Below are 16,058 nucleotides of genomic sequence, written 5' to 3' on the forward strand. Positions count from 1 at the left end.
TGAATTTTTATTTCCACTATTTTATTTCAAGAGTGTTGTATGACCGAATCAGTGAATCCTATTCAGGAACAGCCTAATTCAGCTCTCACATTAGGGCAACAATTAAGAGCTGCTCGTGAGGCATTAAATCTTTCAATTGCAGATGTTGCTCAAAAAACAAATCTAAAAAAATCACATATTGAGTCAATTGAAAATGATATTTTTATTTTAAAAAATGTTGCTCCAACCTTTGTGCGTGGTTATGTGCGTAATTATGTGAAATTTTTACGTTTGCCGGAATCATTGGTTTCTTCTGTTAATTATGGCGAAGTAATCATTCCAAAAGAGATTACAAAAGTTTCGCCTGTAAAACCGTCGTCTAATTCACAGGGCAAAGCGTTGAAATATTTAACAATATTTGTGCTTTTAGCGGCATTAGGTATGACGCTTTTATGGTGGTGGCAAGGTTATCAGAAAGAGCAGGAAAACCGTGAACAGCTTGTTAATTCTGCCCATATTGCTGAAACAACAAATGTTGCATCTGTTGAGTCTGGTAATCAAGTTTCTGAGCCTGTTCAACAGCCAATTCAAGTGCAAGAGCCCCAAGCTCAACCACAGCCTGAAACGGCTACAGTTGTAGAGCCTACATCATCTCAAACAGTAGAGCCAAACCAGCAGGAAAGTACAACAACGCAGACCGTTGAGCCACCAAAACCTGAAACGGAAACCACTGTTGAGCCGGCGAATGTTCTCCAGCAGACAACAACAGAACCTGAAGCCACGACAGAGCAACCGGCAACGGCAGGCAACGATGAGTTACGTATTGAAATTACAGGCTCACAAAGTTGGATTACGGTCAGAAATGCTAAAAATAAACGCCTAGCTGAAAAGCTCTATAATAATGGTGAAGTATTAACCTTTAATGAGAATGAGCAATATCGTTTAACCATCGGTGCACCGGCAAATGTAAAAATTTACTATAAAGGACAGGAAGTACCGTTAAAAATTGATGGTCGCGTCGCTCGTATTCGTTTGCCATTGCAATAATTTTTTAAGAATAAAAACGCACGTAAAATAATTGCTTAGCACTTTTATTTTACGAGCGTTTTCTGCTTTATAACTTTTAATGACTATTTAAAAATATGATACATCAATCTCCAATTAAACGTCGGGTATCGAAAAAAATCTATGTTGGTAATGTGCCTGTCGGGGGCGATGCTCCAATTTCGGTACAATCGATGACAAATACCCGCACTACCGATGTGGAAGCAACTGTCGCTCAAATTAAGTCTTTAGAGCGTGTGGGGGCGGATATTGTACGTGTTTCTGTGCCAACAATGGATGCGGCAGAAGCCTTTAAAGTAATCAAACAGCAAGTCAATGTGCCATTAGTGGCAGATATTCATTTTGACTACCGTATTGCGTTAAAAGTAGCGGAATATGGTGTAGATTGTTTACGTATTAATCCGGGTAACATCGGTAATGAAGAGCGTATTCGGGCGGTAGTGGATTGTGCGAGAGATAAAAATATTCCAATTCGTATCGGCGTAAATGCAGGCTCACTTGAACGAGATCTACAAGAAAAATATGGTGAACCCACGCCGCAAGCGTTATTAGAATCGGCATTACGCCACGTTGATCATCTCGATCGTCTCAACTTCGATCAATTCAAAGTAAGTGTGAAAGCCTCAGATGTGTTCCTAGCGGTCGAATCTTATCGACTTCTTGCAAAACAAATTGAGCAACCTCTTCATTTAGGGATCACAGAAGCGGGCGGAGCAAGAGCTGGCTCGGTTAAATCTGCGGTAGGTTTGGGTTTATTATTAGCCGAGGGCATTGGCGATACTTTGCGTATTTCATTAGCGGCAGATCCTGTTGAAGAAATTAAAGTGGGTTTTGATATTTTGAAATCGCTGCGTATTCGCTCACGCGGTATTAATTTTATTGCTTGTCCGACTTGCTCACGCCAAGAAATTGATGTGATTGCAACGGTAAATGAGCTAGAACAGCGTTTAGAAGATATTATTACCCCGATGGATGTTTCCATTATTGGTTGTGTGGTAAACGGACCGGGTGAGGCATTAATTTCCGATTTGGGTGTAACCGGCAGTAATAAAATGAGCGGCTTCTATTTAGATGGTGTTCGTCAAAAAGAGCGTTTTGATAATGCAAAATTAATCGACCAATTAGAAGCTAAAATCCGTGCTAGAGTAGCACAGCAAAATAACCGTATAGATATTGTAAATAAATAGGAATAAGATAGTGGCAAAAACAATTCAAGCAATTCGTGGAATGAACGATTGCTCTCCAACAGAATCTCCATTATGGCAATGGGTTGAAGAAAAAGTACGTGATGTACTGGCAAGTTATGGCTATTCAGAAGTACGTATGCCGATTGTGGAAAGTACACCTTTATTTGCTCGTGCGATTGGCGAAGTTACCGATGTGGTTTCAAAAGAAATGTACACCTTTTGGGATAATGATGAGCAATTAACGCTCCGTCCTGAAGGTACCGCAGGTTGCGTGCGTGCTGCGATTGAACGTGGTTGGATCTACAATAATGAACAGCGTTTATGGTATATGGGACCAATGTTTCGCCACGAACGTCCACAAAAAGGGCGTTACCGCCAATTCCACCAAGCAGGTGTGGAAGTATTTGGGATCCCTAATCCGGAAATTGACGCAGAATTAATTATTTTAACTGCTCGCTTGTGGAAAGAATTAGGCATTGATCAGCACGTTTCTTTACAACTAAACTCAATAGGTTCGTTAGAAGCTCGTGCAAATTACCGTTCTGCATTGGTAAATTTTTTACAAAATCACACCACTTTAATGAGTGAAGAAGAGAAAGAGCGTTTGGTAAAAAATCCGCTGCGTATTTTAGACACTAAAAACGAAGCCTTACAACAAGTGTTAAACGATGCACCGAAACTACTTGATTATTTAGATGATGACAGCCGTGAGCATTTTTCACAACTCTGTTCATTACTTGATGCAATGGGTATTACTTATGAAATCAACCCAAAATTGGTACGTGGTTTAGATTATTACAATAAAACTGTATTTGAATGGGTAACTTCAGCATTAGGCTCGCAAGGCACAGTCTGTGGCGGTGGTCGTTATGATGGCTTAGTTGAACAACTTGGCGGACACGCAACTCAAGGCGTAGGCTTTGCGATGGGCTTAGAGCGTTTAGTATTATTAGTTCAAGAGGTAAATAAAGAGATTGATTTACCGAAAGCGGTGGATGTTTATTTGGTATTCTCTGGCGAAGGGGCAACCGTTAATGCGTTCCAACTTGCCGAGCAAATTCGTAGCGAGTTACCGCAACTGCGTGTAATGACGCACTGCTCAGGCGGTAAATTCCAAAAACAATTCAAACGAGCTGATAAAGTGGAAGCCAAGATCGCATTGGTTATCGGCGAAAGTGAAGTGGCGGAAAAGCAAGTTGTGATTAAAGACTTACGTTCAGGTGCGGAGCAAATCACTATTGCTCAATCAGAGCTGATTGCTGAGCTTAATAAACGATTTTAGGAGAGAAAATGAGCAACGAATATTTAAATAAAACCGAAGAACAGCAGTTTGAAGATGCCAAAAACTGGTTCAAAGAGAATGGCACACCGATTTTAGTCGCGATTATTTTAGCTTGTGCTGCAACTGCAGGCTGGAACTTCTGGAAAAATCATCAACTTGAAACGGCACAAAGAACCTCTGCTTCATACCAAAGCGTGATGGAAAGCTATTTGCAAAATCCAAGCAAAAATCAACCGCTTGTTGAGAAATTTATTGCAGATAATAAAGATTCAAGCTATGCGATATTTGCACAGTTAGAATCAGCAAAACAAGCGGTCGAAAAAGGTGATTTTTCTGTAGCAAGAGCTACATTACAATCGGCTTTAACACACTCGGATTCCACGTTACAAACAGTGGTGCGTTTCCGTTTAGCACAGGTGGATTACCAATTAAAATCTTACGATGAAGCTCTTGCGAGTCTTGCTCAAATTCAAGATAAAGCGTGGGAACTACGTAAGCAAATCCTAACAGGTGATATTCTTGCAGCAAAAGGCGATATTCCGGCAGCAAAATCTGCTTACGAACAAGCCAAAGCAAATGCAGCTCCTCAAGAACAAACTTTGATTGATGTGCGTTTGAATAATTTATAACTAAAAAGCCTGATGTAAATCAGGCTTTATTTTTCGCTAATGCCCTGTTTTAACAGGGCTTTTTCGTATTACAAACGCATCGGCATAATCACATATTCTGCGGAAGTGTTATCGCAATCTTCAATTAAGCAACTTGAGCTTGAATCCACAAGACTGAAGCGTACTCGTTGGCATTTTAGCGTATTGAGTACATCTAGCACATAGCTGACATTGAAGCCCACTTCCATTTCCGGACTGTCGTAGGCAACATCAATAATTTCTTCTGCTTCTTCTTGCTCTGGGTTATTGGCGGTAATTTTAAGTAGATTGTTGCTTAGCGTTAAACGCACGCCTCTGAATTTCTCGTTTGAAAGAATAGCCGCACGCATTAATGCACGTTTTAACGTTTCGGTATCCGCTTCTAAAATGCGATCTGCGTTGCGAGGAAGAACTCGGCGGTAGTCAGGGAATCTGCCGTCAATTAATTTTGATGTAAAGACAATGCCGTTCATTGTAATACGGATATTGCTTGAGCCAATCTCTAAACGCACTTCTTCATTGCTGGCAGATACAAGACGTGAAAGCTCAAGCACTGCTTTACGTGGTACGATAACCGAATGGGTTAAAAGCTCTTGATTTAGCACCATTGTGCAAACGGCTAAACGGTGTCCGTCTGTGGCAACGGTACGTAATAAATTGCCTTCTGTTTCAAACTTCATTCCATTTAAGAAATAACGTGCATCTTGGTTTGCCATTGAAAATTGTGTTGCATCAATAAGACGAGCAAGAGTTGCCTGCTCAATAGAAAAGTCCACTTCAGGCTTCCAATCCATTAAATTTGGATAGTCGCTGGCAGGTAAAGTTGCTAAGCTGAATTTGCTGCGACCTGCTTTGATAATGGCTTTATCTTCTTCGAACGTTACTGAAATAACGCTATCATCAGGCAGACTTTTGCTAATGTCTAAGAATTTTTTGGCTGGAATAGTAAATTTTCCTGCAAAATCGACCGCTTGTAGCAGCTGAGCTTGAGTCGTTAATTCAACTTCTAAATCCGTGCCGGTTAAAGATAAACGATCGCCTTCAATTTCTAATAAAATATTGTTAATCACAGGCAATGTCGGGCGGCTGCTCAACACGCCACATACCTGTTGCAAAGGCTTGAGTAATTGGTCTCTGGTAATCGTAATTTGCATAATCATTCCTTTATTCTTAACAGCTTAAGATGATAATTTACGCGTTAAATTTATATAATCTTCTTGAATACCGCTTTCGGTATCACGCAATTCACTAATGGTTTTACAAGCGTGTAACACGGTGGTGTGATCTCGTCCGCCAAATTCTCTGCCAATTTCAGGCAAGCTATGGTTAGTGAGTTCTTTTGCTAACGCCATTGCTATTTGACGAGGGCGAGCAACACTTCTCGCTCGGCTTTTTGATTTAATATCAGCCACTTTAATGCCGTAATATTCCGCCACAATGCGTTGAATATTTTCAATTGTAATTAAGTAATCGAAAGAGGCAAATAAGTCTTGTAAGGTTTCACGTACTGCATCAACGGTAATGGGGCGAAGCGTGAGTTTTTGCCACGCAATTACGCGGTTTAACGCCCCCTCTAATTCACGCACATTGGTGCGAAGTTTTTGCCCCATTAAATAAGCGGCATCTTCTTGTAAATCTGCACCACGTTCTAAGGCTTTTTGGCGGAGAATTGCTACACGGGTTTCCAGCTCAGGCGGCTCAATAGTGGCACTAATACCACCACTTAAGCGTGATTTAATTGCGGTATCAATTTTATCAATATTCTTCGGCAGAACATCAGAAGTTAGAATAATCTGCTTTTTCTGCTCAAACAGGGCATTTAATAGATGTAAAAACTCTTCTTGTACTTTTGGCTTGTTGGCAAGAAATTGAATATCATCAATCATCAACACATCAAGCGAGCGATAGAATTTCTTGATTTTTTCCGCATCATTATTTGAACTGTTAATGGCTTTAATAATATCACGGTAAAAACGCTCAAGATGAATATAAAGCACACGAACCGTTGGATTGCGTTTGACCAATTCATTACCGATAGCGTGCAATAAGTGGGTTTTACCTAAACCAGTGCCGGCATAGAATGAAAGTGGATTACAGTGGCTCTCGCCAAGATTATCTACCACCTGTTGAGCAACTAATTTTGCCAGTTGGTTTGAACGACCTTGTACGAAATTATCAAAAGTTTGGTGTGGATTTAACCCTGTTTTAAAGCCTGTATTGCTAAATTCAGAAAGTTCGTTTTTTGAGCTAATTTGCGGTTTTGCTTGTTCCGCAGGCTTAATACCTACTTTTAGGTTTACAACCAAATTGTCATTTTTAGATAAAAAACGAGCTAATTCCGTAATTTCCGATAAAAATTTATCTTTAACCCAATTTTCAACGAATTGATTTTGTGCATAAAGAGTGAGTTCCCCATTATCAGACCCGGCTTGCAGAGGGCGTAGCCAAGTACTGTAATCAGTTGGCGATACTTTCGTTTGTAAGTGATTAAGGCAATCAGACCAAAGGGAAGACACAATTTGCTCCAAAATTATTGTTAATAAAGGTAGTAATGATACCTGAAAAAAGGGGAGAAATCTTGAAAATTTTTGTCAAAATTTTGATAGGTTCGGTATGAATTTCAAGGACATTTTAATTGGTGAACAAGCGGTCATTTTTTGCTGAAAATTTGCAAATTTTTCACTAAAAATGACCGCTTGATCTTAAAAGATAAGGTGAGATCTACGTTTAGATATCGGTATGTTCCGGTAAGAATCCACCACTTTGATGGGCCCAAAGTCTTGCGTAAACGCCATTTTGAGCAAGTAATTCTTCGTGTGTACCTTGCTCAACAATTTCGCCTTTATCTAGCACAATTAATCTATCCATTGCCATAATGGTAGAGAGGCGGTGAGCAATCGCCACTACCGTTTTGCCTTCCATCAGTTTGGTGAGGTTTTCTTGAATTGCCACTTCCACTTCAGAATCTAAGGCACTGGTTGCTTCATCTAATAACAGAATTGGGGCATCTTTTAACATCACACGGGCAATTGCAATACGTTGGCGTTGTCCGCCTGAAAGTTTTACACCACGTTCGCCAACGTGTGCATCAAAACCTGTTCTGCCTTTGGCATCTTGCAAGTTTGGAATAAATTCACTTGCAGCGGCTTGCTCGACGGCTTTGATCATCTCTTCCTCTGTGGCAGTTGGGCGACCATACATTAGGTTCTCACGCACAGAACGGTGGAGTAGTGAGGTATCTTGCGTTACTAAGCCAATTTGTGAACGGAGGCTTTCTTGTGTGATATCTCGAATATTCTGACCATCAATCGTAATTGAGCCGTCTTGAATATCGTAAAAACGTAATAGTAAGTTGGTAAGCGTTGATTTACCTGCACCACTACGACCTACTAAGCCCACTTTTTCACCCGGTTTGATGGTTAAATCAAAATCTTTCAGTAATGGTTTTTTGACATCGTAGGCAAAATCTACGTTCTCAAATTTAATTTCGCCTTTGGTTACATTTAACGGTTGAGCATTCTCTTTATCTACCACATTGTGCGGTTTGGAAAGGGTAATCATACCGTCTTGTACGGTACCTAAATTTTCAAATAGACGGGCAAACTCCCACATAATCCATTGCGATAATCCTTTGATTCTTAATGCTAACGCAGTTGAGGTGGCAATAGCCCCAGCAGTTACTACGCTTGACCCCCAAAGCCATAAACCGATACCTGCGGTGGAGATAATTAATGCCATAGAGGTTAGGTTGGTTACGGTTTCTATCACGGTAACTAAACGCATCTGTTTATGTACCGTAACCATAAATTCTTCCATTGATTCTTTCGCATAAGCAGATTCACGATTACCGTGAGAGAATAACTTGACAGTTGCAATGTTTGAGTAAGCATCTGTAATTCGACCGGTCATAAGGCTTCGAGCATCAGATTGTTCTTGGGCTGCTTGAGCCAGTTTAGGCACGAAATAGATAATAGTGGCAGCAAGTGAAATCACCCATAAGATAAAGGGGATAAATAACCAGCTATCCAGTTGCAATAAAATCACACTTGAGGTGGTAAAATACACTAATACATAAACCAACATATCCGCACAAGTCATAATCACATCACGCACGGAGAGGGCAGTTTGCATTACTTTTGCGGATACTCGCCCTGCAAATTCATCTTGGTAAAAGCCTAGACTTTGCCCTAGCATTAAGCGGTGGAAGTTCCAACGCAAACGCATTGGAAAAACGCCTTGTAAAGATTGGAAGCGAATGCTACTGGCGAGATAAACGAATACAACGGCGAGTATCGCAATAAAAAACATTCCTATAATTGTCCAACTTTTTTCAGCCCAGAGTTCAGCAGGTGTGTATTTGTTGATCCAATCGACTAAATCGCCCATAAATTGAAACAGAATGGCTTCAATAACGCCGACTGCTGCTACAAAGATTGTCAGAATTAGAATATAAATTCGCATTCCTTTTGTAGCATCAAAAATAAAAGGAATTAAACCTGATTTTGGCGTTTTCGGCATTTCATTTGGGTAGGTTTCCACCCTTGCCTCAAACCATCTAAAGAGTTTTTCAAACATAAACTAATGATTTCCGAGTATAAAAAAGTAGGGGCAAATAGCAATTTGCCCCAGTAAGATTTTAATAAAAATTACGGATTTAACAATTTGTCATCTAATGCTAAATCTTCATTACGGTTAATACCAATTCCTACAGTTAAAACATCACGAGCAATTTTGTGAGCTTCTTCTAATGAATGCTCTTTATAAGAGCCACATTGGTATTCATTCAGTTCCGGAATTGCGGAAACATCTGGAATTTTGTTTAACGCATCTTCCATAGAAGCCGTCCAAGCATCTGCAACTTCTTGTGCAGAAGGTGAGCCGATTAGCGACATATAAAAGCCTGTGCGGCAACCCATTGGTGAAATATCAATAATTTCCACGTTTTCGCTATTTAAGTGATCACGCATAAAGCCAGCAAACAGATGCTCCATTGTGTGAATACCACGCACAGGAAGAATATCAATATTCGGGCGGCAAAAACGTAAATCAAACACGGTAATAGTATCGCCTTTTGGTGTTGTCATTGTTTTAGCAACACGCACCGCAGGGGCATTCATTTTAGTATGATCAACTTTAAAACTATCTAATAAAGGCATTTTTTCACTCCATAATATTATTCTGCAATTCCTTGTTCCCACGCTGGGGCGTCTTCAGGAAGTTTGCGTTGTAAGAAAAATCTTCTATTGGCTTGGGCTTGTGGCTTCACCACTTTAGTGTAAGGGGTAGAGAATTCAATACCGCCGTTTAATAATTGCGACATCGTACCGGAATTCATACTCACACCTTGTAAGCTGATATCCATTGTATAGCCTGACGCTTGCCAGAATTGGGTATTAGTTCTGACTAAGTGTTTGTATTTATTGTTAATTTTAAGGTGAATTAACACTCTGTCGTTGAGTTCACTTAAGCTTAAGTGGCTCACAATACCGACTTGCATTCCACGATAAAGTACAGGTGCTTCCGGCTGAATACCATTGGCATTTGTGGTTTCCACAATAATTGGGAAGCCGCTTGCGTAGGTTGTTTTTACTGTATCGGTTTGTGATAGCTCAAAATAGTTTTGAGCTTTGCCAGAACCCGCATCAACGGTAATATAGTTTTGCAATGCAGCATCTAAATTTTTAAAGCCAGCCGTACTAATTTCAGGCGAAACCACACTAAATTTTGCACCAGCTTTAGCAATAGACGGATAATATTTGCCTTGAATGTAAGCGGTCGCTTTTATCTGTTTTTTGGCATTTTGCAATTCCAGTTTTTCAATTCGACCCACTGTTAAGCCCATATACTTGATATCCATACCCTCGCTGAGTTTGCTACCGTCTTTTGCAATGAGAGTAATGTAAGTATTACCTGAAGTTGCTTTCTCTTTTGTTGCGTAAAGGGTTTTATTGCCTTTTGAGCCACCATTATCAAAGCTAATTGCTCCTTTTAATATTCGCATTAAAGGTGATGTAGTGATGTTTACACCTTTTAATGACACATCAACATTGGTTGCAGGTTCAATCCAGAAACGGCTTGTTTCTGTTAATAAATGGCGATAATTAGGCTGAATAAAGAGTTCAACATCAAAGCGATTTTGCTTAGGAGTTACTTTTAAAACTTCGCCGACTTGAAAATCTCGATAGAGTACAACTGAACCTTCACTAATACCTGATAATGATTCGGCAGAAAGTGTAATAGTTGCGTTTTTGCTTAAAGTTGAAATGCCGGATTCCGCACTTTCTATATCTTTATATAACGGATACTGCTTTTTAGGATTACCTTCACTCTTACCATTAATTAAGCGAATCCCTCCCTTTAACCAATCAGAGGTCGAGCCTGCGTGTATACGTAAGCCATCTAAACCGACTGACATATCCAGATTGGAAATGGCAACAAACTTACTGTTACTGCCAATTAAATTACGATAAGGCGGATAGATAATCGCATCAAAGCGAATATTCTCTAAATCTAATGAACGTTTAACAATTTCGCCAATTTGCACATCGCTATAGTAAATACCTTGATTTACATCAACCCCATAGGCTTGCGGTGCAGTTAGGCTGAAACTCAGTAAATTTGGTAAACTTAATAAGTAATCGGCTTCATTTTGTACGATAAACTCAGATTGAGGCTCTCCTTCTCCTTCTCCGGGTTGAACATCAAAATAAATGCCACGCAGAAGCTCGCCAATTTTAGTTAATTGCTCCGCATTTAATGCAAATTTGGGTTCTTTCAGCAATATTTTCGTTTGTGAACGCAGTAAATTTTCGTAACTTGGATCGATTAATAAAATACCATCAATTAATTTATCTTGCTCCAAATTTTGTTGCGGTAAACCGTTATCGGTTACTTCTGGTAATTTTAGCTGAGAAAGTGTACCAATTTGCGTACGTTGATAAAAAACGGAGGTTTCATTTACCTTTAAATTAGGCGAAACAGGTACTTTAACCTTGATTTCAATACCGCGTTTTGCCGATTTTAAATCCGGATATAGTTCAAATTTTTGCCCTTGTTCGGCAGCTTCCATATTATCAGGCGAATCGAAGGCAACCGCTCCTTGCACTACAGAGGCAAGACTTTCCATATTAACTCTTATGCCTTGTAAATTAAGATCGGCACTAATACCACTAATATTCCAGAAACGGCTCTCTTTTTTCACCAAATGAGCGTACTTTTTCTGAATGATAACGTCGATTTCTATTTTCTTCTGATCTTTGGTAAAACGGTAGTCGGCAATGTTTCCCACAGGCACTTTACGGAAATAAACGCTTGCTCCTACATTAATTGAGCCGATATCATCAGAAACGAGACGGACAAGTAAATCGCCATCACTTACGGTAACAGCCGGGGGATCTTCTTCAGCAATGAATTCATCGGCAGACTCGCCCTCGCCGGGTAAGAGAGTAATATAGTTACCCGAAACAATCGCATCTAACCCGGAAACCCCTGCTAATGAAGCAGAGGGTTGAACCAGCCAAAATTTAGTATCTTGGCGTAATAGGCTTCTTGCCTCGGCATTGATCTCTGCTAAAACTTCAACTTCTCTTAAATTATCAACAAAATAAACACGTTTTACTCGCCCGATTTCTAAACCTTGATAACGAACAATGGTTTTTCCTGCAACAATTCCATCGCCTTTAGCAAATCGGATCGAGATTGTTTCGCCCTGTTCTTTTAAGATCTGGAAAAAAAGTAAAGCCCCAATAATAAAAGCGACAATTGGCAAGAGCCAAAAAGGCGATATTTTGCGAGGTTGCCTGATTTGGGCATCCATTACGGGTTGTGTCTGTTCTTCCATCATAATATTAATTAACGAAACCTATATAGAACAATACCGAAGACCCTCAAAAAGGGGCTTCGGTAATAGATAATTAAGTTAAATAAGAGCTCTTATTTTTTCTCATCACAATTGGTTAAATTGCTACATTTACCGTAGAGATATAAACTGTGGTTGGTTAGTTCCATTCCGTGCTTTTCACTGATTTCACGTTGGCGGCGTTCCATATCCGGATCTTTAAATTCAAATACTTTACCGCAATCCATACAGATGATGTGATCGTGTTCGTGGTTCATATTTAATTCAAATACCGCTTTGTTTGCATCGAAATTATGACGAGTTAAAATGCCCGCTTCTTCAAATTGGTTTAATACACGGTAAACAGTTGCCAAACCAATATCTGAACCTTTTTCTAACAGAATCTTATAAATATCTTCCGCTGCAAAATGTTGCATTTCATCACGAATGTCTTGCATTAATGCAAGAATGGTTAAACGAGGCTCGGTAACTTTTAAGCCTACCTCTTTTAAACGTTTAATATTTGCTTCAGACATATCTGCCACCTAATTATCTTTACTTAAAACCTTATGCAAGTTGGTCTAAACACATTTCTTCTTTTAACTGTGCACACCATTTATTAACACGCTCAGTGGTTAATTCAGGTTGTCTATCTTCATCAATGCAAAGACCGACAAAAGTTGCATCATCAACTAAAGCTTGTGAAACCTCAAAGTTATAACCTTCAGTTGACCAATGCCCAACAATAACCGCACCGTTTGGCTCAATAATATCACGCACTGTACCCATTGCATCACAGAAATATTCTGCGTAATCTTCTTGATCTCCACAACCAAAAATTGCTACCACTTTACCGTTAAAATCAATCTCTTTTAACGTTGGCATAAAATCATCCCAATCTGCTTGAGATTCTCCATAATACCAAGTCGGAATACCAAACATTAGAAAATCGTATGCTTCAATATCTTCTTTCGTACTTTTAGCAATATCACGAATATCAATTAATTCAGCACCTAAATTTTTCTGAATCATTTTAGAAATATTTTCTGTATTGCCGGTATCACTACCGTAAAATAAACCTACAACTGCCATTGCTACTACCTATTTTTGATATAATTATTTAGAATTATTTCAATCAACTGCCCGCGTGAAATACCTTGTTCGGCTGCCTGTTCCTCTAAAAGTTTGACTAAATCAGAATGCAATTTAAGTTCAACCCGCTTTAAACCCGACGATTTATCTCGCTTTAGCTGATTACGTTTATTGATTCGAATTTGTTGTTCTCTATCAAGAGGATTAGTGCGAGGACGCCCAACTTTTGGTACAGTCGCAAACAGATCTAATGTGATACAATCTGAATCTTGTTTTGCCATTTCTTTATATCGGGCTTTTTGACTTCCATTCACTTTCCATTTTAATGAGAATGAGAAGCTACTTTCCAAAGTGTGAACTATATCAAAAATCCAAACATTTGAAAAGTAAATCAGTCGGAAAACAAGCGGTGTTTTTTTGCTAAAAAGTTGCAATTAACTCGTTGTGGGTATAACCTGCCGTTACTATTCAGAATAGCGAAGAAAGGTAAATTGCACTATAATTCTGAAACGAAAATGATGAAAAGGAGAAAATGTGTCAATTATCCATTTAGCTATTGCGAGCGATTTTACGCTTGCAGAAAAACTACTTGAAGTATTAGAAACCCAAGATTTAGGCATTGAGAAAATTTCGGCAGTAGAATTAGAGCCTTTCGGAGAAGAGCAAAACTTACGCTTAGGAGCAAAAGCCGTTGCACAATATGCGTTAGATGAAGTGAATTGGGCTGAATTTACTCACGTTTTATTTGCAGGCAAAATGGCTCAAGCAGAAGTGTTGGCTGAAGCGGTGAAAGCGGGCTGTGTGATTTTAGATTTATATGGCATTACCGCATTGATTAGCGATGTACCTGTAATTGTGCCAAGTGTAAATGATGAAAATGTGGCAAATGTGCGTGAGCGAAATATTGTAGCCCTAGCCAATCCACAAGTTTCGCAACTGGCATTGGCATTAAAGCCGTTATTAGCTCAGCCTTTAAATCAAGTATTTGTAACTTCACTTTTACCTTCAGCTTATTTTGGCGATGAGAAAGTTAAAGAATTAGCCGGGCAAACCGCACGTTTATTAAATGGCATTCCGTTTGATGAAAATGCAGAGCGTATTGCGTTTGATGTTGTGCCTGCTAATGTGCAAGGTGAGGAGAAAAAGTTGCCTTTCTCTAAAGCCTTTGAACTGCAACTTGCAAAAGTTTTACCAAATTTGACCGCTTGTATTACTTTCCACACTATTCAAGTGCCGGTATTTTATGGTGTGTCGCAAATGGTTTCGGTACAATCTGAGTATCCGCTAGATGCTGAAAATTTAAGTACGGAATGGAAAGCAACAAGTTGGATTAATTTTAATGAAAATTCAGTGATTACTGCGGTAAAAAATGGTGAAAATGAAGAGCGAAATGCATTAGAAATCAGCCAGTTATTAGCAAAATCAGAACAAGAAATTCAGTTCTGGTCTGTGGCTGATGAGCAACGTTTTAGTTTGGCATTGTTATCGGTTGAACTATTAAAATTAGTTTTAGAATATTAAATACTTGCCAAACGGTTCATTCCGTGATAAAAATCACCAACGCCCGAGCAACCGATTGCTTGGGCGTTGTCATTTTCACAATTTATTAAGTTACGAAGGTCTTATGTTAGAAAAATTATTTCAGCTTAAAGCAAAAGGCAGTAATGCTAAAACCGAAATCATCGCGGGGATTACTACCTTTTTCACAATGGTTTACATTGTTTTCGTTAATCCGTCCATTCTAGGTGTAGCAGGAATGGATACTCAAGTCGTATTCGTAACCACCTGTTTAATTGCTGCATTTGGTACTATTGCAATGGGCTTATTCAGTAATCTACCGATTGCACTTGCACCCGCAATGGGGTTGAATGCCTTTTTTGCTTTTGTAGTAGTGCAAAAATTAGGCTATTCTTGGCAAGTAGGTATGGGGGCAATTTTCTTAGGCTCTGTGGGCTTATTCCTATTAACCGTATTGCAAGTTCGCTACTGGTTTATGTCTGCGATTCCACTTGGTTTACGAGTAGGCATTGGGGCAGGTATCGGCTTATTTATTGCGTTAATCGGCTTTAAAAATATGGGTATTGTTGTACCAAATGAAGCGACCTTAGTTGCATTAGGTAACTTACACGATCCTAAAGTATTAATGGGGATTTTAGGTTTCTTTATCATCGTTGTGTTAGCGGCTAAGGGCGTTCACTCTGGTGTATTAGTATCGATTGTAGTAGTTACAGGCTTAGCTTTAATTTTCGATCCTGCTGTAACATTCAACGGTATAATGTCTATGCCGCCAAGTTTAGGTGCTGTTGTCGGGCAGGTTGATATTGCCGGAGCTTTTGATGTTGCCTTACTTGGCATTATTTTCTCCTTTATGTTAGTAAACTTGTTTGACTCATCAGGTACGTTGATTGCAGTAACCACTAAAGCGGGTTTTGCCGACGAGCAAGGTCGTTTCCCGAGAATGAAACAGGCTCTATTAGTAGATAGTACCGCAGCAATGGCGGGTTCTTATATGGGAACATCGGCGATCTCAACTTACATTGAAAGTGGTTCAGGTGTTTCTGTTGGCGGTCGTACCGGTTTAACTGCGGTTGTTGTAGGGATTTTATTCTTACTGACTATTTTCTTCTCACCATTAGCTGGTTTAGTGCCTGCTTATGCAACCGCAGGTGCGTTGGTATTCGTCGGGATTTTGATGGCTTCAAGCCTGATTGAGGTAAAATGGGACGACTTAACTGAAGCTACACCGGCATTCATTACTACAGCAATGATGCCATTTACTTACTCAATTACCGAAGGAATTGCCTTTGGTTTTATCAGCTATTGTGTAATGAAAGCATTCACCGGGCGTTGGAAAGAAATCAGCCCGTCTGTGTTAGTGATTTCATTGCTCTTTATGATCAAATTTATTTGGGCAGATGCTCATTAACTTTGTAGGTTTCCCTCTTCTGTGAGAGGGAACTTTTAAATTA

Annotated in this window: 14 protein-coding genes; 6 read left to right on the forward strand and 8 right to left on the reverse strand. The window is 39.5% G+C overall.

The genetic code is table 11. The features are described from left to right. The first annotated feature begins 39 nt into the window (after positions 1 to 39). The 4 genes from V6W77_RS01005 (at position 40) to V6W77_RS01020 (ending at position 4,142) form a co-directional block, all read left to right on the forward strand. Complete coding sequence (locus V6W77_RS01005) at positions 40 to 1,026, forward strand: RodZ domain-containing protein (protein ID WP_334253517.1); 987 nt, start codon at positions 40 to 42, stop codon at positions 1,024 to 1,026. Positions 1,027 to 1,121: 95 nt separating this feature from the next. Continuing rightward, positions 1,122 to 2,231 carry a flavodoxin-dependent (E)-4-hydroxy-3-methylbut-2-enyl-diphosphate synthase gene (ispG, locus tag V6W77_RS01010; protein WP_025236567.1) on the forward strand — a complete coding sequence of 370 codons (1,110 nt, stop codon included), beginning with the start codon at positions 1,122 to 1,124 and terminating at the stop codon, positions 2,229 to 2,231. 10 nt (positions 2,232 to 2,241) lie between these two features. Next, the gene (gene hisS, locus V6W77_RS01015; RefSeq protein WP_334253518.1) at positions 2,242 to 3,513 is read left to right on the forward strand and encodes a histidine--tRNA ligase; all 1,272 of its coding nucleotides are present in this window, start codon (positions 2,242 to 2,244) and stop codon (positions 3,511 to 3,513) included. Positions 3,514 to 3,521: 8 nt separating this feature from the next. Next, positions 3,522 to 4,142 carry a YfgM family protein gene (locus V6W77_RS01020; protein WP_334253519.1) on the forward strand — a complete coding sequence of 207 codons (621 nt, stop codon included), beginning with the start codon at positions 3,522 to 3,524 and terminating at the stop codon, positions 4,140 to 4,142. 68 nt (positions 4,143 to 4,210) lie between these two features. Here the strand turns inward: V6W77_RS01020 and dnaN are convergent, their stop codons facing one another. The 8 genes from dnaN to ybfE all read right to left on the reverse strand — a co-directional run bounded on the left by dnaN (position 4,211) and on the right by ybfE (position 13,370). Continuing rightward, on the reverse strand, positions 4,211 to 5,314 hold the full coding sequence (gene dnaN / locus V6W77_RS01025; protein WP_025236564.1) for a DNA polymerase III subunit beta: 1,104 nt from the start codon (positions 5,312 to 5,314) through the stop codon (positions 4,211 to 4,213). Between the two features lie 24 nt (positions 5,315 to 5,338). Further along, positions 5,339 to 6,688: a chromosomal replication initiator protein DnaA gene (gene dnaA, locus V6W77_RS01030; RefSeq protein WP_334235817.1), complete on the reverse strand. Its 1,350-nt coding sequence runs from the start codon at positions 6,686 to 6,688 to the stop codon at positions 5,339 to 5,341. A 199-nt stretch (positions 6,689 to 6,887) separates the two neighbouring features. Further along, positions 6,888 to 8,735, reverse strand: a complete 1,848-nt coding sequence (locus tag V6W77_RS01035) for an ABC transporter ATP-binding protein (RefSeq protein WP_334253520.1) — start codon at positions 8,733 to 8,735, stop codon at positions 6,888 to 6,890. A gap of 71 nt (positions 8,736 to 8,806) precedes the next feature. Further along, positions 8,807 to 9,316: an S-ribosylhomocysteine lyase gene (gene luxS / locus V6W77_RS01040; protein ID WP_025236561.1), complete on the reverse strand. Its 510-nt coding sequence runs from the start codon at positions 9,314 to 9,316 to the stop codon at positions 8,807 to 8,809. A gap of 17 nt (positions 9,317 to 9,333) precedes the next feature. Continuing rightward, positions 9,334 to 12,003 carry a PqiB family protein gene (locus V6W77_RS01045; protein WP_334253521.1) on the reverse strand — a complete coding sequence of 890 codons (2,670 nt, stop codon included), beginning with the start codon at positions 12,001 to 12,003 and terminating at the stop codon, positions 9,334 to 9,336. A gap of 89 nt (positions 12,004 to 12,092) precedes the next feature. Then, entirely contained in the window at positions 12,093 to 12,533 is a 441-nt protein-coding gene (gene fur, locus V6W77_RS01050; protein WP_006250413.1) for a ferric iron uptake transcriptional regulator, read from the reverse strand. Between the two features lie 31 nt (positions 12,534 to 12,564). Next, complete coding sequence (gene fldA / locus V6W77_RS01055; RefSeq protein WP_025236559.1) at positions 12,565 to 13,089, reverse strand: flavodoxin FldA; 525 nt, start codon at positions 13,087 to 13,089, stop codon at positions 12,565 to 12,567. Positions 13,090 to 13,094: 5 nt separating this feature from the next. Continuing rightward, complete coding sequence (gene ybfE, locus V6W77_RS01060; protein WP_025236558.1) at positions 13,095 to 13,370, reverse strand: LexA regulated protein; 276 nt, start codon at positions 13,368 to 13,370, stop codon at positions 13,095 to 13,097. Positions 13,371 to 13,623: 253 nt separating this feature from the next. Between ybfE and V6W77_RS01065 the strand changes: the two genes are divergently transcribed. Together V6W77_RS01065 and V6W77_RS01070 are read left to right on the forward strand one after the other, a co-directional pair. Further along, a complete protein-coding gene (locus V6W77_RS01065) occupies positions 13,624 to 14,610 on the forward strand; it encodes an oxidoreductase (RefSeq protein ID WP_334253522.1) in 987 nt (328 codons plus the stop codon). Between the two features lie 103 nt (positions 14,611 to 14,713). Next, positions 14,714 to 16,015 carry an NCS2 family permease gene (locus V6W77_RS01070; RefSeq protein WP_025236556.1) on the forward strand — a complete coding sequence of 434 codons (1,302 nt, stop codon included), beginning with the start codon at positions 14,714 to 14,716 and terminating at the stop codon, positions 16,013 to 16,015. Positions 16,016 to 16,058: the final 43 nt, after the last annotated feature.

It is taken from the genome of Mannheimia indoligenes (assembly GCF_036880405.1).
In the GTDB taxonomy this organism is placed as follows: domain Bacteria; phylum Pseudomonadota; class Gammaproteobacteria; order Enterobacterales; family Pasteurellaceae; genus Mannheimia; species Mannheimia indoligenes.

What these genes read in the sequence shown, in the direction of transcription:
- V6W77_RS01005 (WP_334253517.1), top strand. Translation starts at nt 40, where the DNA reads ATGACCGAATCAGTGAATCCTATTCAGGAACAGCCTAATTCAGCTCTC.
- ispG (WP_025236567.1), top strand. Translation starts at nt 1,122, where the DNA reads ATGATACATCAATCTCCAATTAAACGTCGGGTATCGAAAAAAATCTAT.
- V6W77_RS01020 (WP_334253519.1), top strand. Translation starts at nt 3,522, where the DNA reads ATGAGCAACGAATATTTAAATAAAACCGAAGAACAGCAGTTTGAAGAT.
- dnaN (WP_025236564.1), bottom strand. Translation starts at nt 5,314, where the DNA reads ATGCAAATTACGATTACCAGAGACCAATTACTCAAGCCTTTGCAACAG.
- V6W77_RS01035 (WP_334253520.1), bottom strand. Translation starts at nt 8,735, where the DNA reads ATGTTTGAAAAACTCTTTAGATGGTTTGAGGCAAGGGTGGAAACCTAC.
- luxS (WP_025236561.1), bottom strand. Translation starts at nt 9,316, where the DNA reads ATGCCTTTATTAGATAGTTTTAAAGTTGATCATACTAAAATGAATGCC.
- V6W77_RS01045 (WP_334253521.1), bottom strand. Translation starts at nt 12,003, where the DNA reads ATGATGGAAGAACAGACACAACCCGTAATGGATGCCCAAATCAGGCAA.
- fur (WP_006250413.1), bottom strand. Translation starts at nt 12,533, where the DNA reads ATGTCTGAAGCAAATATTAAACGTTTAAAAGAGGTAGGCTTAAAAGTT.
- fldA (WP_025236559.1), bottom strand. Translation starts at nt 13,089, where the DNA reads ATGGCAGTTGTAGGTTTATTTTACGGTAGTGATACCGGCAATACAGAA.
- ybfE (WP_025236558.1), bottom strand. Translation starts at nt 13,370, where the DNA reads ATGGCAAAACAAGATTCAGATTGTATCACATTAGATCTGTTTGCGACT.
- V6W77_RS01070 (WP_025236556.1), top strand. Translation starts at nt 14,714, where the DNA reads ATGTTAGAAAAATTATTTCAGCTTAAAGCAAAAGGCAGTAATGCTAAA.